Consider the following 21,648-nt stretch of genomic DNA (forward strand, 5'->3'; position numbering starts at 1 on the left):
GAAGCCCATGGATGGGCTGAATCAATCGAACAAGGATCGATGCCGCACAAATGAACCCAATAAAAACAAAAAAGGCCTATCCGAAGATAAGCCTTTTTAAGATATGGTGCCCGGAGGCGGACAAAACGACAGGAGTCGTTTTGGATCGCGATAGCGACCCGCAGGGTGAAGCCCATGGATGGGCTGAATCAATCGAACAAGGATCGATGCCGCACAAATGAACCCAATAAAAACAAAAAAGGCCCATCCGAAGATGAGCCTTTTCATTGTATGGTGCCCGGAGGCGGAATCGAACCACCGACACGGGGATTTTCAATCCCCTGCTCTACCGACTGAGCTATCCGGGCAAATATTACGGGTTGCTCCCGTAACGAGGCGCGTATTAAACCTGTTCGCCGCCGTGTAGTCAAGACTTTATTTAAGCCTTTCTTTTCGTTGGCTTTTTTGTCTAATTTTTGTTCGGTAGGCGGCTTCCTGCTTTACTCGCTAGGGGGCACGTAGCCTTCGATATGGTCTACTTCTTCGCCGCTGAAGAATTTCTCCATTTGCTCCATTAGGTAGCTGCGCGCGGTCATGTCCATCATGTTTAGACGCTTTTCATTGATCAGCATGGTTTGGTGCTGCATCCACTCCATCCAGGCCTGTTTAGATACGTTTTCGTACAGGTCTTGGCCTTTGGGGCCGGGGTAGGGTGGTTGGTCTAGGCCTTCCAGTTCTTTTTTGTGCTTACGGCAAAAAACCATACGGCTCATGGCGATATCCTTCTATTTAAGGGAGGGGGATTTTACCCCTGTGGCGGGCGTTTGCCCATCTCTGTGCTTGTTAGGTTTTAAAGAAGTTGCTTGTGCATGGCTGCTATCTGCTCTAGTAGCTTTTTAACGGGAGCAGCTAGGCCTAGCTCGCCTGGGGCGGCGGGGTTTACCCATTGCTCGCCAGCTTCGGCAACCTTGTCTTTGGGGTTTACTTGCACCAGCACCGGGGTGATATCTAAATGGTAATGGCTAAAAGTATGGCGGTAGCTGTTCCAGTGCTCGGTGGCGGGCTCGCTTTCGCTAAGCCGCTGGCTAATGCAGTGCTCGGCAATATTGGCATCACTTGCTAGCTCTGGCAGGCACCAAAGGCCGCCCCATATACCTTGGTTTGGGCGTTGCTGCAAAAGTACTTCGCCTGCTGGGTTTTGCAAAATAAGCATTTGGCAGGCGCGTACGGGCTTTTCTTTTTTGGGCTTCTTGCCTGGGTAATCTTGCGGGTTGCCTTGGCCGTGGGCTTGGCAGCTATCCTGAAGCGGGCAGGCCTCGCACAATGGCTTGCTGCGCTTACAAACGGTGGCCCCTAAATCCATCATTACTTGGGTGTATTCTGGGTTACGTTTGTTTGGCGTGTAGTGCTCGGCAATTTGCCATAGGGCTTGTTGCACCTTGCTATTGCCGGGCCAGCCTTCCACGGCATGAAGCCGTGCCAGTACGCGTTTTACATTGCCATCTAAAATGGCGGCTGGCTGGCCAAAGGCGATAGAGGCAATGGCACCAGCGGTGGATCGGCCTATGCCGGGCAGTTCTTCTAGCTCGGCAACTGTCCCTGGAAACTCGCCTTTGTATTGCTCGGCAACGGTTTGCGCGCATTTATGCAGATTGCGGGCGCGGGCGTAGTAGCCTAGGCCTGTCCAAAGGTGTAGCACCTCGTCTATATCGGCCTTAGCTAGGCTGCAAACATCGGGGAATTTCTGGGTAAAGGTCTCGAAGTAGGGGATTACCGTGGCTACTTGAGTTTGCTGCAGCATAATTTCTGAAAGCCACACCCGGTAAGGGTTGATGCCCTGTTGCCAGGGAAGCTCTTTGCGGCCATGTGTGTCATACCAAGCTAATACCAGCTTGGCGAATAACTTTGGGTCCATTAATTTGGACGGCAAGTTGCTCATGGGTACTTCTTATCTTATCGGCTATTTATCTTGTGGCTAAGTGTACCTGTCTCAACAGTTGATTGTCGTCATTGCATTGCTGAATAGTAATCTCTATCATTTGCATCTTTTCTAATTCCCCGCCGTTAAAGCTCGGCATAAAGAATGAGGTTGGCATGAAGGCAATTCAAATGAAGGCAAAGTGGGCTCCATCACTGGCATTGATGGCGTTAGCTGTTGCTGGCTGTAGTCAGAAAGAAGAAAGCAAACCTGCAGTAGAAACCACTGAAACGGCAGCCGCGGTTGCAGAAAAGGCCGAAGTAAAAGCCGAAGCAACAAAAGAAGCCCCTGTAGTTACTGTTTACTCTTCCCGTAAAGAGCACCTGATCAAGCCTTTATTTGAAAAATACACGGCCGAGACAGGCGTAGATGTGCGCTATGTTACCGATAAGGCTGGCCCATTGATGGAGCGCCTTTCTGCTGAGGGCGAATCTACCCCTGCCGATATGTTTATGACGGTAGATGCTGGCAACCTATGGCAGGCTAGCAATAAGGGCTTGTTTGCTTCTTTAGATTCCGAATCATTAGAAGCCAATGTACCTGCTCACTTGCAGGCCGCTAACAATGATTGGTTTGGCCTCTCTATTCGTGCCCGCACTATTGTTTATTCAACTGAGCGCGTAAAGCCAGAAGATCTAAGCACTTACGAAGCCTTGGCTGCTGAAGATTGGAAGGGCCGCTTGTGCTTGCGTACCTCTAAGAAGGTGTACAACCAATCTTTGGTTGCCACCATGATCCAAACTCAAGGTAAAGAAAAAACCGAAGAGATTGTTAAAGGTTGGGTAGCAAACCTAGCTACCGAGCCTTTCTCAAACGATACTAAGGCCATGGAAGCAGTAGCTGCTGGCCAGTGTGATGCCACTATTGTTAACACTTATTACTTTGGCCGTTTGAAGAAGAAAAACCCAGAGGTTACTTTGGCACTATACTGGCCTAACCAAGAAGACCGTGGTGTACACGTAAATATTTCTGGTGCCGGTATTACCAAGCACGCTAAGCAGCCAGCTGAAGCGCGCAAGCTATTGGAGTGGTTGGCTAGCGATAAGGCTCAGGGCCAGTTCGCTGAGATTAACCATGAGTATCCGGTGAATGTAACTGTTAAGCCTTCGGCCGAAGTGCAGGCATGGGGCAATTTCAAAGCTGACTTGGTTAATGTTGAGGCGGCAGGTAAGTTGCAGGCCGATGCTGTTAAGTTGATGGATCGCGCTGGCTACCGTTAATTCCAGCTTAGTCTTAAAGGCTTTTAGTTAACTGTGTTGGCAAGCTGTGGCTATTGCTGCAGCTTGAAACCAGTTAAAATGGGGCATGAGTGAAATTGCCGTGCCCCAGCCCCCTTCTGATCAACCATCTAATGATGATTCTAATCAGCCCTCAGCGAACAAAGAGTCCTTCTTTGTGAATGCTCAATCTACAAAATGGCGTAAGCATTTCTGGCGTTTACCGGCTTGGTTTGCGGCGGCTTTAGTATTAATGCCTATTTTGGTCATTGCCCTAAGCTGGACTAGCGATCAAAGCGATATTTGGGCCCACCTAATTCAAACCCAGCTTGGCACCTTGTTGGGCAATACCTTAAAGCTGTGCATTGGCGTTGGCAGTATCGCCATCTTTCTAGGTGTGAGCTTGGCTTGGCTGGTTTCGGTTTGCGAGTTCCCAGGAAGGCGCTGGCTCGATTGGGGTTTGATGTTGCCATTGGCAATCCCAACTTATGTGGTTGCTTTTGTGGCGCTGGGTTTATTTGATTTTAGTGGCCCTGTGCAAACTCAATTACGTGAATGGTTTGGTAGTGATTTTCGCATGCCATCGATTCGCAGTGCAGGTGGGGTGAGCTTAGTATTAAGTGCGGTGTTATATCCGTACGTGTACATGCTAAGTCGCAGTGCTTTTATGAGCCAGGGGCGTGGCTTGGTAGATGCGGCGCGAATGTTGGGGCGCACACCACTGCAGGCTTTTTGGTCGGTAGCATTGCCTATGGCGCGCCCCGCTATTGCGGCAGGGGCCGCCTTGGCGCTGATGGAAACCCTGGCCGATTTTGGTGCGGTTGCGGTTTTTAACTACGATACTTTTACCACCGCTATTTATAAATCTTGGTTTGGTTTTTTTAATTTGCCAGCGGCTGCGCAGCTAGCTTCGGTATTGTTGTTGTTTGTTGCCCTGGCTTTGTTTGCTGAGCAGAAGGCACGCGGCGGCGGTCGTTTATTTGAGGTGCCAGCCCAAGAGCGGGAGCGTTTTAAATTGAAAGGCGCGCGGGCTTATTTAGCCACTGGCTATTGTTTGCTGATATTTGTTTTGGCTTTTGTTATTCCGGTTGGTCAGCTGCTGTTTTGGGTGGTGGAAACTGGCCTTGGTGGATTAGATCAACGCTATATAGATTTGGTTCTCCATACCTTTGCCTTGGGCGCTATTGCTGCAAGCTTAACGGTGAGTTTGGCAATCGCGGTGGCTTTTGGGCAGCGTCAGCTGGGCAATATTTCCGCAAAAGGTTTTGCTATGCGTGCGGCAAGCTTGGGTTATGCCTTTCCTGGCTCGGTGCTTGCTGTGGGTATTATGTTGTCTTTCGCCAAGGTGGATTCTGTATTGGTGGCGCCGGTGCGGGCGTTGCTGGATATGCCGCCTAAGCAAATATTAGTGGGCAGCGTAGTGGCTTTAATATTGGCCTACTGCGTGCGATTTTTTACCGTGGGGCTTGGGCCTATTCAGTCTTCCTTCGAGCGTTTAAAGCCTAGCTTTCAAGAAGCTGCGCAAAGCTTGGGCGCCAATAAATGGCAGCTGTTGTGGCGGGTATATTTACCAATGCTATCGCCCGGTATATTTGCTGGCATGCTTTTAGTGCTGGTGGATGTGATGAAGGAAATGCCGGCTACTTTATTATTACGTCCATTTGGCTGGGATACTCTGGCGGTGCGTGTATATGAGATGACCTCAGAAGGGGAATGGGAGCGTGCTGCCTTACCTGCTTTAAGCTTAGTGCTGCTGAGCCTTGCTCCGGTGGTGTTGATGATTCGCCGCTCTCGTCGCTAGTTGCTTGCCTAGATAATTTATCTGCCACTATTTCCTGATTTTTATGCTGAGCTATAAGGGTTCATTTATAGTTCAGCCGCTTAAAGTATCTTCCTCCCCATCATCTTAAACCTGAGCTTGGCTTTGTTTTTAGCCGTCTAATGATTGGTCTAAGCTTTGGTGAGTTGGCTGTTTTTATTTTTAGAGAATGTAATACAAGTAGGAACCTATGTTGAAATTAAATAAAACCCTGTTCGTGTCTGCCTTATTGGCATCTAGCGTTAGCTTTGCCGGTGAGTGGAAAGGCGAAGGTGATCTTGGCTATAACAGTGTGGCGGGCAACTCCGAGAGTGAAGCCTTGGCCGTAAAATTGTTGATCTCCTATGTGCAAAACGATTGGACCCATAAGGCCGAAGTTAGCGCTAATACGGCTTCTACCGATGACAAAACCAGCGCAGAAGCTTATACCTTCAATTTTAATAGCCGCTATGAGTTTAATGAAGATGTTTACGGCTTTGGTAACTATCGTTATCAAGATGATCGCTTTAGTGCTTTTGAGTATCAGTCTTCATTAACCGGCGGTGTGGGTTATCACTTTATTAAAACCGAAGAGACTATTCTAGATGCCGAGATCGGTGCGGGTTTTCGAAGCAGTGAGCGTCGCCTTAATCAAGAAAAAGAAGACGAGGCGGTAATTCTGGGTAAGGTTTCTTACAAACAGCAGCTAACGGATACCACTAAGCTAGAAAGCTACTTGCTGAGCGAAGCTGGTGAAGAGAATACTTATCTTGAAGCTGAGGTTGCCGTAAAAGTGGCCATGACTGAGCAGCTGGCTCTAAAAATTGCCTATTTGGCCAAGCACAATACCGATGTAGATCCCGGTACCGAGAAGACCGATCGCTATACTACGGTATCTTTGAACTATAACTTCTAGGCTCAAACTTCTAAGCTCTAACTTCAGAGCTTAATGCAGCCTTGATCTGAAGGGCTGTATTGGCGGCGCCCTCTTATTGTTTGGGGGCGCTTGCTCACTTCTCTAGCGACTGTAAGCCTTTCTTTAGCGTCCAAATTATCCATTGAGTTTCCCCTTATCCTGGGGGTGATTGCCTTTGCTGCTAATACCAGTACAATGCCGTTTTTCTATTATTGGAAACACAATGTGCATTATGGGAAACATGCCGAAAGCCGGCGGTTTCATGTGGTGTATAAGGGTTTTTACCCCCTAGGCTGGGGCTTAACTGGATAGGTAGCGTAATGGGTAATAAGACTGCATTGTTCGCAGAGCACGAAGCCGCAGGCGGCAAAATTGTTGATTTTGGCGGCTGGGATATGCCAATTAACTATGGCTCTCAGGTAGAGGAGCATCACAAGGTGCGCCGCGAGGCGGGCATGTTTGATGTGTCGCATATGACCATTGTTGATGTAAAAGGCGCTGGCGCGAAAGACTTTTTACGTTATCTGTTGGCCAATGATGTTGAGAAGATCAGCTCCGTTACCGGTAAGGCTATGTACACCGGTATGCTTAATGAGCAGGGCGGAGTCATTGATGATCTAATTGTTTACAACATGGACGGTTGGTACCGCACTGTTGTGAACTGCGCTACCCGCGAGAAAGATTTGGCTTGGATGAATGAGCAGGCCGCAGCCTTTGAAGTAGAGCTAAGTGAGCGTCCAGAGCTTTCTATGTTGGCCGTGCAGGGCCCAGAAGCGATTGCTAAGGTTGCCGCCGTTTTAGGTGGCAACAAGGCTGAGGTGGTTAATTCTCTGTCGGTATTCCAAGGCTTGGAAGTCGATGGCTGGTTTATCGCTCGCACCGGTTACACCGGTGAAGATGGCCTAGAAATTATGGTTCCAGAGGCCGCCATTGTGCAGTTTTGGAAAGATCTAGTAGCTGCTGATGTGGCGCCATGTGGTTTGGGTGCCCGTGATACTTTGCGCCTAGAGGCGGGTATGAACTTATACGGTAGCGATATGGATGAGACTATTTTGCCAATGGCAGCCAATATGTCTTGGACCATTTCTTGGGCGCCTGAAGATCGTGACTTTATTGGTCGCAAAGCTTTGGAGGCCGCCAAAGAAGCCGGTGTTAAAGAGAAGTTGGTTGGCTTAGTGATGGAGCAAAAAGGCGTTTTACGTGCTCATCAGAAAGTTATTGTGCCTGGTGTTGAAGCTACTGGTGAAATTACCAGTGGTACATTCTCGCCGACTTTAGGCTATTCTATTGCCATGGCGCGAGTGCCCAAAGAGATTGGTGATACTTGTTTGGTTGAAATGAGAAATAAACAAGTAGAAGTTAAGGTAATTAAGCCGAGCTTCGTCCGTAACGGTAAGCAAGTTTTTTAATTAATACAGTAGAGATAGCAGAGGATTAGTCCATGAGTGAAGTGCGCAATGAAATTAAGTATCTATCGAGCCATGAGTGGGCGCGTGTAGAAGCTGACGGCACTGTAACAGTTGGTATTTCTGATCACGCCCAAGATAGCCTAGGCGATGTTGTTTATGTTGAAGTGCCTGAGGTGGGTTCACAGGTTAATGCCGGCGAAGAAGCGGGTGTTGTTGAATCTGTAAAAGCCGCATCCGATATTTTCTCGCCTCTTACAGGTGAGGTTGTAGCGGTAAACGAAGCTTTGGAAGACGAGCCAGAGACTGTAAACAGTTCTCCTTATGACGATGGTTGGTTCTTCAAAGTTAAGCCCGCAGATGTTTCTGAGCTTGATGCTGCATTAGATGCAGATGCATACCGTGAGGTTTGCGAAGACGCATAAGTCTTGCAGGGTCAGAATCTATAGGTTCTGACCCTATTTCTAGAAAGCTTCCCCTTAAAGTTCTATCGCTTGCGCTGCCTTTTCTTGGCGTTGACTGTTTGGCTGTTCAAGGCCTGATTTCCAGCTATATCCTGTTTGTTGCGTTCCGCAAATGTCTATTATTAGTCTACTTTTTGAGCTTTGAATTTCGCTAGGTTTTAGACTGCCAGTTTCCGCTTGTTGATTGCTCAATGCATTCTAGAAGGGCTAGGCCTGCTTTTAGTTCCTTGGCTCCGAGCCGGGGTCAGAACCCTCGGGTTCTGACCCCTTTGTTCATGCAGGGTGTTTGTTTCTAGGCTTTTGGTGGTTCTGGTTTTTGAGTTTGTGTTTGGTTTTTAGCTTTGGGCAGCTTGTAGGGCGGTTCTGTGGTTTGGCGATTTCTATTGATGGGTCGGCTGCGTTTAGGTTTTACGGCTCCGAGCGGGGGTCAGAACCCATGGGTTCTGACCCCTTTGTTCATGCAGGGTGTTTGTTTCTAGGCTTTTGGTGGTTCTGGACTTTGAGTTTGTGCTTGGTTTTTAGTTTTGGGGCAGCTTGTGGGGTCGCGTGTGACTTGGCGATTTTTATAGGTGAGTTGACTGCGTTTAGGTTTTACGGCTTCGAGGCGGGGTCAGAACCCGTGGGTTCTGACCCCTTTTTTTGTTGGCCTTAGAGTGCCTCTAAGATCTTTGCGAAGTGTCCGTTTAGATCGAAGCGTTCGCCATTGGCCCAGCCTAGGCGAACTATCACAAGTTCGCGCGATGGTATGATGACGACGTATTGGCCGTTGTGGCCTGAGGCTAGATAAAGATCCGTAGGTAGATCTTTAAACATGCGTTTGCTGGAATCATCGGCCGCGCCAGCGTTTAGCCAAAACTGCCCACCATATTCACCTCGCGGTGCGGCTTTTATGGGGGTTTTTACGAAATCTACCCAATGCTCCGGAATAATTTGCTGGCCGTTTAAGTTGCCACGTTGTAAATACAGCTGGCCAAACTTAGTCCATTGGCGCGCGGTCATATAAAGGTAAGAGCTACCCACAAAGCTGCCGCTAGCATCAGGCTCATAGGTAGCATCGGATATGCCACTTGGTAAAAAGAGCTTTTCTTGGGCGAAGCGATAGTAATTTTCTGTGCCGCCTAATTTATCGAATAACCAGCCTGAGAGAATATTGGTGGTGCCAGAAGAGTAAACAAACTTTTCACCGGGAGCAGCTTCAATTTCCGCTGCCGCAGTGCGGGCGTAGTGCGCCATATTGTCTTCAAAAAACAGCATGCGGGTGGCGTTGTCACCTGGCTCATAACTCTCATCAAACTTTAGTCCGCTGGCCATATTCAGTAGATGGCGCAGCTGAATATTTTTGCGTTCATCATTTTCCCACTCGCTAAAGCCTGGGGGCTGATCAATATCTTGGCCGTTTTCTTCTAGCCAAATGCCTAGCAGGCTGGAAGTGATGCTCTTGGCCATAGACCAAGATAAGAACTGGCTGTCTTGGTCGTAACCTGGCGCATAGGCTTCGGCAATGATCTTGCCCTGCTTGGCAACAATAAGGGCGCGACTGTCGATATGGGGCTTGCTGCTGTTTTCGGCAATGATGCTATCAAGGATGCCTTGAATATCTTGGTTTACTTCAACTTCGCCCCACTGGAAGCCGGTTTGCTGGGCGATCTGTGGGGCGCTAAAGCTTGGTGCTTCATTGTGATACAAGCTGCAGCCAAAATCAGGATTGTACTTAGCTTTTTGAGTAAACAGCCCATAGCTGCTTACCGTAACTTCTTCAGTTTGCTGGTTGATATCAAAGCTGCTGTATTGGGCGAGCGCATGTGAGGTGAGTACGTCTTCCTCAAACACCGCGTTGGCGTCTCGTCCGGCAACGAATACGCCTGAGCAAAGCAGCTTGGCGCCTAGGCCGTTAATGACTTTGGGGCCGTAGCGCAAATAGTTATAGGCTTTAGGGTTGGCTAAAAAGAAGGCAATGATCGCGGCGATTAGCGCTGGGCCGATATAGCGAGCCCAAGTTCGGCCGGAAACTGGCATGGTCGAATCCTTTTCGGGGTTGTTGTTCGTTATTAGTTTGCTGATGGTATCACTTGGGTCTTGTAGAACAAGTGTCCATCTAGTGGCTACAGACAAAGATGTTTGATATTTATACAGCATAAGCATATAATGCGCGCCCCTTTATTTTTGGCCAGGGGTTCCGGTTCGCCGGTGTCAAAATAATATGGCCTCTCCTTGCCTTACCGTGGTGCTATTCAATGTGAAAGCGCGTTATACGGGAGGCTTAACCCGTAAGGAGCAAATATGCGTCATTACGAAATTGTATTTCTGGTTCATCCAGATCAGAGCGAGCAGGTGCCCGGCATGGTCGAGCGCTACACCGCTGCTATCGAAGCTGATGGTGGTAAGGTGCATCGCATGGAAGATTGGGGTCGTCGTCAGTTGGCTTACTCAATCAACAAAATCCACAAAGCTCATTACATTCTTATGAATGTTGAGTGTGGCGAAGCAGCGTTGGAAGAGTTAACTACTAACTTCCGTTACAACGATGCCGTACTACGTAACTTGGTTATTCGCACCGATGAGGCGATCACCGAGGAATCTCCAATCGCTAAGGCTGACAAAGAGCAACGCGAGCGTAAACCACGTGGTGATCGTGGCGATCGCGGTGAGCGTCGCGAAGAGCGTCCAGCCCAAGAAGCACCTGCCGAAGCGCCAGCAGCTGAAGAAGCCGCTAGCGAAGAAGCAGCTAGCGAAGAATAAGGAGACTGATCATGGCACGTTTTTTCCGTCGTCGTAAGTTCTGCCGTTTTAGCGCTGAAGGCGTTAAGCAGATTGACTACAAAGATTTGGATACTTTGAAGGCCTATGTCTCTGAGACTGGCAAGATTGTTCCAAGCCGTATTACTGGTACCAAGGCTAAGTATCAGCGCCAGCTGGCTACCGCTATCAAGCGCGCTCGCTATTTGGCTCTACTGCCTTACACCGACAGTCACGAATAAGAAGCCCTGTGCGCGCCCTTGCTGAATTTATAATGCGAGGACGTTTGCAGGCGTCAGTGGCCGCCCTTATTGGGAGCTGGTTTCCACTGATTAGCCCGGCGACGGTAGCTTTGGTTACTCTGCGTCGGGGCGCCAGCGACGGTACATTTGTATTGTTGGTGGCGATGTTGCCGGCACTATTGGCACTCTTTGCTAGCGATCTTGGTCCCTTAATGGCCTTGATCACTGTGTTGAGTTTGTTGTTGGTGTTTGCAGTTGCGCTAGTTTTGCGCCGCAGTATCTCTTGGGGTGCCGCCATTATGGCTATGGTGGCCTTAAGTTCCGCAGGCAGCTTGCTTTTAGGGCAGGTAGTGCCAGCTCCGGTAGAGGGCTTAGTGGAAATTTTGGGGGATCTGTTTAAGGAAATACAAGCCCAGGCCCAGCAGGGTGAGCAAGTTGCTCAGTTGCCGGTTCCGGGAGAGCGCTTCGCTTTAGGTCTGATTGCCTATGTGTTGGCGCTCAGCAGTATCGCCAGTTTGATCCTGGCGCGTTGGTGGCAGTCCATGCTGTATAACCCTGGTGGTTTTGGTGTGGAATTTCGTCAACTGAGCTTGAATATAAGCAGTGTATTGATCTGTTTTGTTTCAGCTATGTACTGCTTTAGTCAAGGTAGTGATTACGCTATTTGGGCAAGCTTGTTTGGTTTTCCTTTATTGCTACAAGGTATTGCCATTGTGCACTTTGTAGTAAAACAGCGGCAAATGGGGGTGCAGTGGTTAGTGTTGATGTATTTGGCGCTAATTTTTGCAAGCCCGGTGGCAATGCTTTTAACGCTACTGGCGATTCTGGATTCGTGGATTGATTTTCGTGGGCGTTTGTCCAAAGGCAGCTAAGGCTGCGGACAGGCCCACCTAACAAAAGAGGGTTAACGAGATGGAAGTTATTCTACTCGAGAAAGTAGGTAAGCTAGGCGGTATCGGCGATCGCGTTGAAGTGAAAGCTGGTTTCGGTCGTAACTACCTAGTACCACAAGGTAAAGCTGTACCTGCTACCAAAGCTAATATTGCTGACTTTGAAGCGCGTCGCGCTGACTTGGAAGCTGCTGCGGCTGAGAAGAAAGCAGCTGCAGAAGCTCGCGGTGAAAAATTGACCGATTTGTCTGTAACCATCGAAGCCAATGCTGGTGACGAAGGTAAGCTATTCGGTTCTATCGGTACTCGCGACATCGCTGATGCAATCACTAAGACTGGTGTTGAAGTTGCCAAGTCTGAAGTTAAATTGCCAGAAGGTGTTCTGCGTGAAGTAGGTGAATATCAGATTGATATCCAGCTACACGCTGAAGTAACCGTAGCTGTTACTCTAAACGTTATTCCTGAATAAGGTTTAACGCTTAGTAAAGCTAAAAAACCGCCGCGCTTTAGGGTGTGGCGGTTTTTTTATGCACGCTTATTGTGTTTCAGGTTTCTGCCGCGCAGCTCTTTTACTGAGTACAAGATGGTAATAAGACGCTATTTTTAATAGACTCATGGCCTATTTGTTCGGGGTTTACCACAGATTGGGGGCGGTATAGCTCGTATGTCAGATACATACCATAATGAAGAGGCTCAACAGGCGTTCAAAGATGTCGTGGAGATGCCTCACTCGCTAGAGTCAGAGCGCGCTGTATTGGGCGGCCTGATGCTCGACAGCTTGAAGTTTGACGCTGTCGCTGAGGCGCTAAGCGAGAAAGACTTCTATAGCGAAGTACACCAGCTGGTGTACAAGCGCATGGCCGAGTTGATTGCGGCCGAAAAGCCCCTGGATATCATTACTGTAGCGGAAGAACTTGATCGCTATGATGAGCTAGAGCGCTGCGGCGGCCTACATTTCCTAACCGAGCTGGTTGATCAAACCGCAAGTGCCGCGAACGTTGGCGCTTATGCTCAAATTGTCCGTGAGCGTTCTACTCTACGACAGTTAATCAATGCAGCCGGCGAGATCTCCCGTAATAGTATGGCGCCGGCCGGTATGGATTCTGATGACCTGCTGCAAATGGCCGAGCGCAAAGTTGCGCAGATTGCTGAAGAGCGCCCGAAAGAGGGTGGCTTTATTGGTGCCAATGACCTGCTTAAGGTCACCGTTGAAAAAATCGATACTTTGTTTCGCTCCGATAGCGATATCACCGGTTTATCGACAGGTATTGATGAGCTGGATCAGCGCACCTCTGGCTGGCAGCCGGGTGAGATGATTGTTTTAGCGGCACGTCCTTCAATGGGTAAGACAGCACTTGCGCTCAACTTTGTTGAGGCGGCGATGATGACCCAAGAGCGTCCCAGCCTTGTTTACAGTATGGAAATGCCAGCCGATGCCTTGATGATGCGTATGTTGTCATCCATTGGGCGCATCGATCAGGGCAAAATTCGAAATGGTCAGCTTACCGAAGAAGATTGGCCTAAGCTGTCGGCCGCAGTGGCAAAGATCAAGGGCCGCCCTCTCTATATTGATGATACCCCGGGCCTTAGTCCGCAAGAAGTGAGAGCGCGTGCTCGAAAGGTGGCGCGTAGCCACCAAAACCGCCTGCTTTCGGAAAACCCAAATTTGAGTATTGAGGACGCCGAAGCGCAAAGTCTTCCGGGCATGATCATGATTGATTATTTGCAGCTTATGCAGGTGCCAGGTAGCACGGAAGGTCGAACCCAGGAAATTTCTGAAATCTCCCGCTCATTAAAAGCTATCGCCAAAGAATTTAGCTGCCCGGTTATCGCGCTCTCGCAGCTTAACCGTGGTGTTGAGCAGCGCCCCAATAAACGCCCAATGAACTCGGACTTGCGTGAATCCGGTGCGATCGAGCAGGATGCGGATGTCATTTTATTTATTTATCGTGATGAATATTACAACGAGGATAGCCCCGATAAAGGCATCGCGGAATTAATTGTGGGCAAGCAGCGTAACGGTGAGGTGGGTACCTCCAAGGCCGCCTTTGTGGGTAAATTTACGCGCTTTGAAAATTTGGCTCCTGAGTATTACAACCAGCAGGATCCGGGTTATTAATTTTAGTCTGTGCAGCTGCAAGGCTGCGCGCATAGCAGAGACAGTTACATGCAAGTTTTTCATCATATTAAAAGCCTTCGTCAGTCTTTGAGGACTGAGCGTTTGGCGGGTAAGCGTATTGGCTTCGTGCCAACAATGGGCAATCTGCACGATGCTCATTTGGAACTAGTGCGAACCGCGAAAAAAACTTGCGATATCGTAGTGTGCTCGATTTTTGTGAACGGCCTGCAATTTGGTTTGAATGAAGATTGGGATAAGTACCCGCGTACCTTTCAAGATGATTGCGATAAATTGCGCAGTGTAGGCTGTGATTTTCTTTTTCATCCCGATGATAATGAGATGTACCCCAACGGTTTGGAAAACCAAACCCGTGTTATCTGCCCAACCATGACGGATGTGCTGTGTGGCGCAAGCCGCCCTGGCCACTTTGAAGGTGTAACCACGGTTGTTACCAAGCTGTTTCATATTGTAGAGCCTGATGAAGCAGTGTTCGGTATTAAGGATTATCAGCAGTTGGCGATTATTCGCCGTATGGTTGAAGATCTTTGTATGGATATCGAAATTACGGCAGCACCTATCCATCGTGAAAACGATGGTTTGGCGATGAGCTCGCGCAACGGCTTTATTACCGAAGAAGAGCGCCCCAAAGTGCATGTTTTAAACAAAGCGCTAAATGCTACCGCTGATGCTATAAAATCTGGTGAGAGAGATTATTCTAAACTGCAGGCCGAAGCGCGCGAGTTGATCCAGGGCGCCGGCTTTAGAGTCGACTATTTTAATATCTGTAATAGCAAAGATTTAGAAATGGCCGCTGTGGATGATATGGAGATTACCATCTTGGGTGCTATGTACACCGAAGGGGCGCGCTTGATTGATAATGTTTCTCTAAGTTTAAGCTAAAGAAACATTATCCGGTGCAAGGGCTAAGATTATTTTAAGAGATTAGCCCTAATATTTTTCCTTGTGAGTCTTCTTCTATGCGGGCAAATTCTTGCTCGCCTCGCGTAAAGATTATAGTCGGCAGGCAGTTAATGTCTAAACTCGCCTTGTTGCTCATATAGTGTTCTTTATCTTCATAGCTGATTAGTGAAATCTCTGGGGCCCTATCCCCTAATGCAGCTTTTATGGCCAGCAGTTCAGAACATTCCCGTACACAGTCGGGGCACCATGTGGCGTTGTGAAGTTCCACTTTTACGTCGCTAAGGTTTAAATCTATATCGCGGTATTTTTCTTGCTGCTCGGCGATTTCCTTTTGCCAAAGTTGTTCTAATTCTTGGGTGGTCATAATGTCTTTTGCTCAATGTGGCGCTGCTGTTATGAACTTTGTTTTCGATATTGGCAGCGCCAGGGTAAATTCTCGTGATCGACGGGGATCAGTTGCAAGGCGTTATTATGCTTTTTGTTGTAGAGGCTGCCAAATGAAAAATTGGAATTGCTAAGTAATAGGGTCAAAAAGCTGTCTTTGCTGCGCCAGTGGCCGCTTGTCTCTTGATCTTTGCTATAGACTTTCCAGCGCCTGTTTGCTTTAACTTCTAAAAGCCAATTCTTTGGGCAATTTATAGATTTGTAATGGCCGATAAAATCAACCTGCTCTATCGCTGCTGTAGGTATATCTAAGCGATGGCTGCTGTGATCGTTCGCGAGATATAAACCAATATTTCCGTTTTGATAACTGTGATTGCGATAACTGCCGTAGGCAATATGGTCGATTTCTACTCCTTGTTGCTTGAGTAGTGCTATTAAGCTCTGCAGCTCTTGTTGTTTTAAATCGCTGGGGCTTATCAAGGTGTTTTGAGTAAAGGCTTCGGCGCTCTCATTGCTGCGAGCAATAACTTTGAATCCACTTTTGCTTTGCAGCTCTTCGTACAGACCTTTTTTGTCGCCAAATAAGTGGATAGTGTGGCTGCTGCAGCCTGCGAGTAGCGTGACTAAAATCGTGGCGATCAGGTATATGCCATTTTGTCGTAGTTTATTCGCTACTTGTTTAAAGAGCATTCGCTATCCTTGCTAGTCTGCGTTTTAGGTTTTGAGTTTAGGGCGTCAGCTAATGCCTTGATTGCAAAAGCGGCCCTCAATGCGATTATCGGCAATGTCAAATATGGCCTTCATCATAACGCCATAAACCAAGGTAAGTAAGCTTATACCGAAGGTGGGTCCAAAATTGCTCCAATCTTCAATGCCAGCCCCCATTGCACACCAACCAATTAGTACTCCCAGAGCGCCAATCAGTAAACTTTGTTTGGCGGCAACTTGTAAAAACAATCGCGCCTGTTGAATACGCTTTGGGTCTTCAATGGTTTGCTCCTTAAAGCACAGCTGGTAGCAGTCCATTAAGGCTTGCTTGCCAGTAGAGGCTAAGGCAAGACATAAAACGATTGGGATTAGAAAAGCAGCAGAGGGTACATTGATAAAGCCTCCAAGGCCTCCGCTAAGGGCGGCGATTAGGCTTGTCCAAGCGAGGAAAAAACCGATAGCAAAGATGAGTTTCATATTAGGCCTATATTAGGTAGCTGTATTAAGTAGCTGTGTTGTTTCTAGGCCTTTAAGTGTAGTCAATCATCAGTCGTTCGCTTTCGACGTTTGTCGAGCTAGGCAAACGCGCTGTAATCGCTATGATAAGAGGCATATTAATTTATAACTACAGCGATGATGGAGGAGTATCCATGTCAGAATCCCATATCTACCCAGTGCCCAAGGCCCTGGCTGCCAACGCTCATATCGATAAAGAGCGCTATGAGGCCATGTATCAACAGTCTATCGAGCAGCCGGAAGCGTTCTGGACAGTAAAGGCTCATGAATTTCTGAGCTGGGATAAATCCTTCACCAAAGTACGCGATTTTGATTTTCATCAGGGTGAGGCCAAGTGGTTTGAAGATGGTGTTTTAAACGTCACTACCAACTGTATTGATCGTCATTTGGCCGATAAGGCCGATGAGCCTGCGATTATTTGGGAGGGTGACAACCCTTACGACACTAAAACTATCACCTATCGCAATCTGCATGAGCATGTGTGTAAGTTGGCCAATGCGCTAAAAGCTCGCGGTGTTAAAAAGGGCGATCGAGTTTGTATTTATATGCCGATGATCGTCGAGGCCGCATACGCTATGTTGGCTTGTGCCCGCATCGGTGCGGTTCACTCGGTGGTGTTTGGTGGTTTTTCACCTGATGCTCTTAAAGATCGTATTTTAGATTCTGATTGCCAGGTTTTAATTACCGCCGATGAGGGTGTGCGTGGTGGCAAAGCTGTCCCGCTAAAATATAATGCTGATCGCGCTCTTGAAAGCTGTCCTGATGTTCACACCTGTTTGGTGGTTAAGCGCACAGGTGGTCGTATTGACTGGAATGAAGAGCGTGATATTTGGTATCACGTAGCGGTTCCGGCGGCTGATGAGCATTGCGACCCAGAGCCAATGCAGGCCGAAGATCCCCTATTTATTTTGTATACCTCCGGTTCAACGGGTAAGCCCAAAGGGGTAATGCACACTACGGGTGGTTATCTGCTGCACGCCGCAATGACCCATAAATACACCTTTGATTATCAAGCTGGTGAGGTTTACTGGTGTACAGCTGATGTGGGTTGGGTTACCGGTCATAGCTATATTGTTTATGGCCCGCTGGCTAATGGTGCTATTACTTTGATGTTTGAAGGTGTGCCGACTTATCCAGATGCTGGTCGTTTCTGGGATATTGTCGATAAGCACCAAGTAAATACTTTCTATACCGCGCCAACGGCTATTCGTGCCTTGATGGGAGCGGGTGATGAGTTTGTTAAGCGCTCCAACCGTTCTTCTTTGCGCTTGCTGGGTACGGTAGGCGAGCCAATTAACCCTGAGGCTTGGGAGTGGTATCACCGTGTAATTGGTGAAGGCCGTTGCCCAATTGTTGATACTTGGTGGCAGACCGAAACTGGTGGTCATATGCTGACGCCATTACCTGGCGCAACAGAGTTAAAGCCAGGTTCGGCTACCTTGCCTTTCTTTGGTGTAGAGCCTGTGTTGCTTGATGCAGAAGGTAAAGAGATGGAGGGCGCGGGTGAAGGGAGCTTGGCGATCAAAGCATCTTGGCCTGGCCAGATTCGCTCGGTTTACGGTGATCATCAGCGCTGTATTGATACCTATTACAGCACTTACCCTGGCTATTACTTTACTGGTGACGGCGCTCGTCGCGATGAGGATGGCTACTACTGGATTACTGGCCGTGTTGATGATGTATTAAATGTTTCTGGTCACCGAATGGGGACTGCAGAGATTGAATCCGCACTTGGCTTGCATGGTCAGGTGGCTGAAGCAGCCGTTGTTGGTTACCCCCATGATATTAAGGGGCAGGGTATTTACTGCTATGTAACCTTGATGGATGGTGAGGAGCCTTCTGATGAATTGAAGAAAGAGTTAGTTGGTCTGTGTAATCAAGAGATTGGACCAATTGCTAAGCCAGATTTAATTCAGTGGGCGCCGGGTTTGCCGAAAACGCGTTCGGGTAAAATTATGCGTCGAATTCTGCGTAAGGTTGCTGCGAATGAGTTGGAAAACCTAGGCGATACTTCAACCTTGGCAGATCCTTCTGTAGTCGATCAGCTAATTGATAATCGACTCAATAAATAAGTGAAAGTCGGGGTCAGAACCCAAGGGTTCTGACCCCTGCTACAGGCACAGCTTTAATGCTCCCCAAGCAACTCCCAAAATGCCGCAATAACTCTATCTTTTTCTAAGCGTTTACTGCGCGTACAAATCCCAACATCGTAATCCCCAAGTGGCAGAGCTTTTTCTACCAGCTTTACCTGTTTCGCCTGCGGGCTGTTGTCCACTACGATTTGTGGGGCAAAGCCTAAACCAAGATCGAGCGCCACCATGCTTACAATGGCTTCGTGACCGCTAACTTGAGCGTATATATTGGGCTTGAGCTTTTTCTTTTGAAACCAAGCGTCGAGCCTTTCACGGGTAAGCCCTGTTTCGGGAATGATCAGTGGAACTTCAGCCCAGTCTTTATCGTTTTTGGGGGTGGGAATGCTGGCTTTCTTAGCTTGCAGGCATAGCAGTGGTGAATGAACCATGCTGTGAAAGCTCAGCTCTTTGCTTAATTTTTCGGGCTTGGCGGTAATGCATAAATCTTCATGGCCCCCTAGCACTCTGCGGATGGCATCGGCAGGGTCTCCGGTGTGTAGGTTGATCTCCACCTTGGGGTGCTCTTGTCGGAAGCGTTTTAAGATTTGGTAGAGCAGGCTATAACTGGCGGTGACGGAGCAATAGAGACTGACGCTGCCGCTTAGTTCTCCATCGCTGGCATTTAAGTCTTGCCGAAAGGCTTCCCATTGCTCTAATGATTCTCGGGCATAGCTCTGTAGTTTGCGCCCTTGAGCGGTGAGTTGTACCTGGCGATTATCTCGCTCAAACAATTTGCACTCCAAGCGTTCTTCTAGTTGTTGAATTTGCCTGCTTAGGGCGGAGGGGCTTAAGTTCATAGCCTCGGCGGTGCGGCTAAAGTGCAGGCTTTGTGCTAGATGTAAAAATAGCTTAAGGCTTTTGCTGTCCATTAGTGCGGATGTTCCGTGTTGCAAAATATGGGATGTTATCTTGCAAATATATCATTTTACGCAATGCTCTTAAATGGCTAGTATTCACCTCGTTAAAGCGTGGCACTGAGCCAGCTCGTAGAATTTTTGGAGTACAAAATGCAGGTTTATTACGATAAGGATTGCGATCTTTCTATCATCCAGGGTAAGAAAGTTTCTATCATTGGTTACGGCTCGCAGGGTCATGCGCATGCTTGTAACCTGAAAGACTCAGGCGTGGATGTAACTGTTGGCTTGCGTGCTGGTTCTTCTTCTGTTGCTAAAGCTGAGGCTCACGGCCTTAAGGTAACTGAAGTTGCTGAAGCTGTTGCCTCTGCAGATGTTGTAATGATCCTGACTCCAGATGAATTCCAGGGTCAGTTGTACGCTGAAGAAATCGAGCCAAACATTAAGCAAGGCGCTACTTTGGCTTTTGCCCACGGTTTTGCGATTCACTACAACCAAGTTGTTCCGCGCGCAGATCTAGATGTAATCATGATTGCGCCTAAGGCGCCAGGTCACACTGTTCGTAACGAATTCGTTAATGGTGGTGGTATTCCTGATCTAATCGCTATCAACCAAGATGCTTCCGGCAAGGCCAAAGAAGTTGCTCTTTCTTATGCCATGGGCGTAGGTGGTGGCCGTTCGGGTATTATCGAAACGACCTTTAAAGACGAGACCGAAACTGATTTGTTCGGTGAGCAGGCTGTATTGTGTGGTGGCGCCGTTGAGTTGGTTAAGGCGGGCTTTGAAACTTTGACCGAAGCGGGTTATGCGCCAGAGATGGCTTACTTCGAGTGCTTGCATGAGCTGAAGTTGATTGTTGACCTGATGTACGAAGGTGGTATCGCCAACATGAACTATTCCATCTCAAACAATGCTGAGTATGGTGAGTACGTGACTGGTCCTGAGGTTATTAACGAAGAGTCTCGCCAGGCTATGCGTAATGCCCTGAAGCGTATCCAGGATGGTGAGTATGCCAAGATGTTTATTGCTGAAGGTCAGACTAACTACCCATCTATGACTGCGCGTCGTCGTAATAACGCGGCTCATCCAATCGAGAAGGTAGGTGCTGAGTTGCGCGCCATGATGCCTTGGATTGAGTCCAATAAGATCATCGATAAAACCAAAAACTAAGGTGCAGCCCTAGAGGCAGAATTATAAGCACTGTAGCAATAGCCCCCTTTATCGGTGGTCCTCTAAGCCCTGGCTGACGCCGGGGCTTTTTGGTTCTGGTCATTGCCGCGTCGCCCCAGTATGATGCGGCTCTACAACGGTATTGTTCTAGGATTTATATGAATCAACCAGAAAACCAAGATAACAATAAAGGCAATTCAGGCGAGGATAAAAGCCTAGAAAATCTATTGCCTATCGATGAGCATGTGGAGGAGGTGGCCGAGAATGGTCAAAAAGTGGTGCACCGCGGTGTATATCTACTTCCTAATCTAATTACGACTGGCGCACTATTCAGTGGTTTCTACGCCATTATTGCCGGTATGCATCAAAACTTTGAGTCGGCTGCTATCGCGATCTTTGTGGCCATGATTCTTGATGGTTTGGATGGTCGGGTCGCGCGCATGACAAATACGGCTTCTGAATTTGGTGTTCAGTACGATTCTTTGTCAGACATGGTGTCTTTCGGCTTGGCGCCGGCCATGGTGGTGTTCTCTTGGGGGTTTGCTGAGCTGGGTAAATTTGGTTGGACGGCTGCCTTTACTTATGCCGCTTGCGCAGCCCTGCGGTTGGCTCGCTTTAATACTCAGGTGGATGTGGTTGATAAGCGCTATTTTGTTGGTTTGGCGAGCCCCGCTGCAGCAGCTATTGTGGCGGGCATAGTGTGGCAGTGGAATGATGTGTTGTTATCTACCGAGCTTGCGATGTTGGTCGCTATAGTTACGATCTTTGCTGGCTTGTTAATGGTCTCTAATGTTAAGTACAGTAGCTTTAAGGGTTTCGATCTTCGTGGTCGCGTCCCTTTTGTTGTCATGCTGGCTGTAGTTATTGGCTTTGCCGTAGTCAGCAGTGCGCCTTCAACTATGTTGCTGGTGATCTTCGGTATTTACGGTTTGTCTGGGCCAGTGCTGTGGTGTTGGCGTTTGCTGCGCCCAGTAGAAGAAAATTAGTTCTTTAGTTATTTGATTTCCTTATTGGGTGGTCTATGTTTATAGGCTCCTGTCGGAACAAGGCCGCCGGAAGGCGGCCTTTTTCGTTGGGTGTCACAAGAAGTAAAAGAAGGCTAGATTATTAGCTTTCATGCAAATTTAAGCGTCTTTAAATATTTTTGTAAAAAAACTTCAAAAAGGGCTTGCCAAGGTTTCGATGCTGCGTATAATGCGCGCCTCTCCTGACGGAGAA

The 21,648-nt window shown here is 48.2% G+C and carries 21 protein-coding genes and 1 tRNA gene; 14 read left to right on the forward strand and 8 right to left on the reverse strand.

Annotated elements, in window-relative coordinates; translation table 11 throughout:
• Positions 1-271 precede the first annotated feature (271 nt).
• The 3 genes from Q1A41_RS19920 to mutY all read right to left on the reverse strand — a co-directional run bounded on the left by Q1A41_RS19920 (position 272) and on the right by mutY (position 1,918).
• Positions 272-347, reverse strand: a tRNA-Phe gene (locus Q1A41_RS19920).
• Between the two features lie 132 nt (positions 348-479).
• Positions 480-752: an oxidative damage protection protein gene (locus tag Q1A41_RS19925; RefSeq protein ID WP_299776367.1), complete on the reverse strand. Its 273-nt coding sequence runs from the start codon at positions 750-752 to the stop codon at positions 480-482.
• 77 nt (positions 753-829) lie between these two features.
• Complete coding sequence (mutY, locus tag Q1A41_RS19930; protein WP_299982842.1) at positions 830-1,918, reverse strand: A/G-specific adenine glycosylase; 1,089 nt, start codon at positions 1,916-1,918, stop codon at positions 830-832.
• A gap of 170 nt (positions 1,919-2,088) precedes the next feature.
• On the opposite strand from mutY, the gene Q1A41_RS19935 reads away from it, so the two are divergent.
• From Q1A41_RS19935 to gcvH, 5 genes are all read left to right on the forward strand, one after another.
• Complete coding sequence (locus Q1A41_RS19935) at positions 2,089-3,177, forward strand: extracellular solute-binding protein (protein ID WP_299982845.1); 1,089 nt, start codon at positions 2,089-2,091, stop codon at positions 3,175-3,177.
• 85 nt (positions 3,178-3,262) lie between these two features.
• The gene (locus tag Q1A41_RS19940) at positions 3,263-4,975 is read left to right on the forward strand and encodes an iron ABC transporter permease (protein WP_299982848.1); all 1,713 of its coding nucleotides are present in this window, start codon (positions 3,263-3,265) and stop codon (positions 4,973-4,975) included.
• A gap of 208 nt (positions 4,976-5,183) precedes the next feature.
• The gene (locus Q1A41_RS19945; protein ID WP_299982850.1) at positions 5,184-5,888 is read left to right on the forward strand and encodes a DUF481 domain-containing protein; all 705 of its coding nucleotides are present in this window, start codon (positions 5,184-5,186) and stop codon (positions 5,886-5,888) included.
• Between the two features lie 320 nt (positions 5,889-6,208).
• Positions 6,209-7,297, forward strand: coding sequence for a glycine cleavage system aminomethyltransferase GcvT (gene gcvT / locus Q1A41_RS19950; RefSeq protein ID WP_299982852.1), 1,089 nt, complete (start codon positions 6,209-6,211; stop codon positions 7,295-7,297).
• 32 nt (positions 7,298-7,329) lie between these two features.
• Entirely contained in the window at positions 7,330-7,719 is a 390-nt protein-coding gene (gcvH, locus tag Q1A41_RS19955) for a glycine cleavage system protein GcvH (protein ID WP_299776361.1), read from the forward strand.
• 687 nt (positions 7,720-8,406) lie between these two features.
• Here gcvH and Q1A41_RS19960 read toward each other — a convergent pair.
• The gene (locus tag Q1A41_RS19960) at positions 8,407-9,774 is read right to left on the reverse strand and encodes a serine hydrolase (protein WP_299982855.1); all 1,368 of its coding nucleotides are present in this window, start codon (positions 9,772-9,774) and stop codon (positions 8,407-8,409) included.
• Between the two features lie 264 nt (positions 9,775-10,038).
• Between Q1A41_RS19960 and rpsF the strand changes: the two genes are divergently transcribed.
• The 6 genes from rpsF (at position 10,039) to panC (ending at position 14,645) form a co-directional block, all read left to right on the forward strand.
• Positions 10,039-10,497, forward strand: coding sequence for a 30S ribosomal protein S6 (gene rpsF, locus Q1A41_RS19965; RefSeq protein WP_299982858.1), 459 nt, complete (start codon positions 10,039-10,041; stop codon positions 10,495-10,497).
• An 11-nt stretch (positions 10,498-10,508) separates the two neighbouring features.
• The gene (gene rpsR, locus Q1A41_RS19970) at positions 10,509-10,736 is read left to right on the forward strand and encodes a 30S ribosomal protein S18 (RefSeq protein WP_166843595.1); all 228 of its coding nucleotides are present in this window, start codon (positions 10,509-10,511) and stop codon (positions 10,734-10,736) included.
• Positions 10,737-10,744: 8 nt separating this feature from the next.
• Positions 10,745-11,608, forward strand: a complete 864-nt coding sequence (locus tag Q1A41_RS19975) for a hypothetical protein (RefSeq protein WP_299982863.1) — start codon at positions 10,745-10,747, stop codon at positions 11,606-11,608.
• 40 nt (positions 11,609-11,648) lie between these two features.
• On the forward strand, positions 11,649-12,095 hold the full coding sequence (rplI, locus tag Q1A41_RS19980; RefSeq protein WP_299982866.1) for a 50S ribosomal protein L9: 447 nt from the start codon (positions 11,649-11,651) through the stop codon (positions 12,093-12,095).
• Between the two features lie 195 nt (positions 12,096-12,290).
• Positions 12,291-13,745, forward strand: a complete 1,455-nt coding sequence (gene dnaB / locus Q1A41_RS19985) for a replicative DNA helicase (protein ID WP_299982868.1) — start codon at positions 12,291-12,293, stop codon at positions 13,743-13,745.
• A gap of 48 nt (positions 13,746-13,793) precedes the next feature.
• Positions 13,794-14,645 (forward strand): pantoate--beta-alanine ligase, encoded by an 852-nt coding sequence (gene panC, locus Q1A41_RS19990; RefSeq protein WP_299982871.1) that lies wholly within the window; start codon positions 13,794-13,796, stop codon positions 14,643-14,645.
• Between the two features lie 34 nt (positions 14,646-14,679).
• On the opposite strand, the gene Q1A41_RS19995 is transcribed toward panC, so the two are convergent.
• From Q1A41_RS19995 to Q1A41_RS20005, 3 genes are read right to left on the reverse strand one after another with little or no spacing between them, the layout of a single operon-like run.
• A complete protein-coding gene (locus Q1A41_RS19995; protein ID WP_299982874.1) occupies positions 14,680-15,030 on the reverse strand; it encodes a hypothetical protein in 351 nt (116 codons plus the stop codon).
• Positions 15,031-15,059: 29 nt separating this feature from the next.
• Positions 15,060-15,740: a hypothetical protein gene (locus tag Q1A41_RS20000; protein ID WP_299982876.1), complete on the reverse strand. Its 681-nt coding sequence runs from the start codon at positions 15,738-15,740 to the stop codon at positions 15,060-15,062.
• 45 nt (positions 15,741-15,785) lie between these two features.
• Entirely contained in the window at positions 15,786-16,235 is a 450-nt protein-coding gene (locus Q1A41_RS20005) for a hypothetical protein (protein ID WP_299982879.1), read from the reverse strand.
• A gap of 173 nt (positions 16,236-16,408) precedes the next feature.
• Between Q1A41_RS20005 and acs the strand changes: the two genes are divergently transcribed.
• Positions 16,409-18,346, forward strand: a complete 1,938-nt coding sequence (gene acs / locus Q1A41_RS20010; protein ID WP_299982882.1) for an acetate--CoA ligase — start codon at positions 16,409-16,411, stop codon at positions 18,344-18,346.
• A 53-nt stretch (positions 18,347-18,399) separates the two neighbouring features.
• Here the strand turns inward: acs and ilvY are convergent, their stop codons facing one another.
• Positions 18,400-19,275 (reverse strand): HTH-type transcriptional activator IlvY, encoded by an 876-nt coding sequence (gene ilvY / locus Q1A41_RS20015; protein ID WP_299982885.1) that lies wholly within the window; start codon positions 19,273-19,275, stop codon positions 18,400-18,402.
• 138 nt (positions 19,276-19,413) lie between these two features.
• On the opposite strand from ilvY, the gene ilvC reads away from it, so the two are divergent.
• Complete coding sequence (gene ilvC, locus Q1A41_RS20020; RefSeq protein ID WP_299982888.1) at positions 19,414-20,430, forward strand: ketol-acid reductoisomerase; 1,017 nt, start codon at positions 19,414-19,416, stop codon at positions 20,428-20,430.
• Between the two features lie 158 nt (positions 20,431-20,588).
• On the forward strand, positions 20,589-21,416 hold the full coding sequence (gene pssA / locus Q1A41_RS20025; protein WP_299982891.1) for a CDP-diacylglycerol--serine O-phosphatidyltransferase: 828 nt from the start codon (positions 20,589-20,591) through the stop codon (positions 21,414-21,416).
• Positions 21,417-21,648: the final 232 nt, after the last annotated feature.

The organism is uncultured Pseudoteredinibacter sp. (assembly GCF_947502065.1).
Classification (GTDB): domain Bacteria; phylum Pseudomonadota; class Gammaproteobacteria; order Pseudomonadales; family Cellvibrionaceae; genus Pseudoteredinibacter.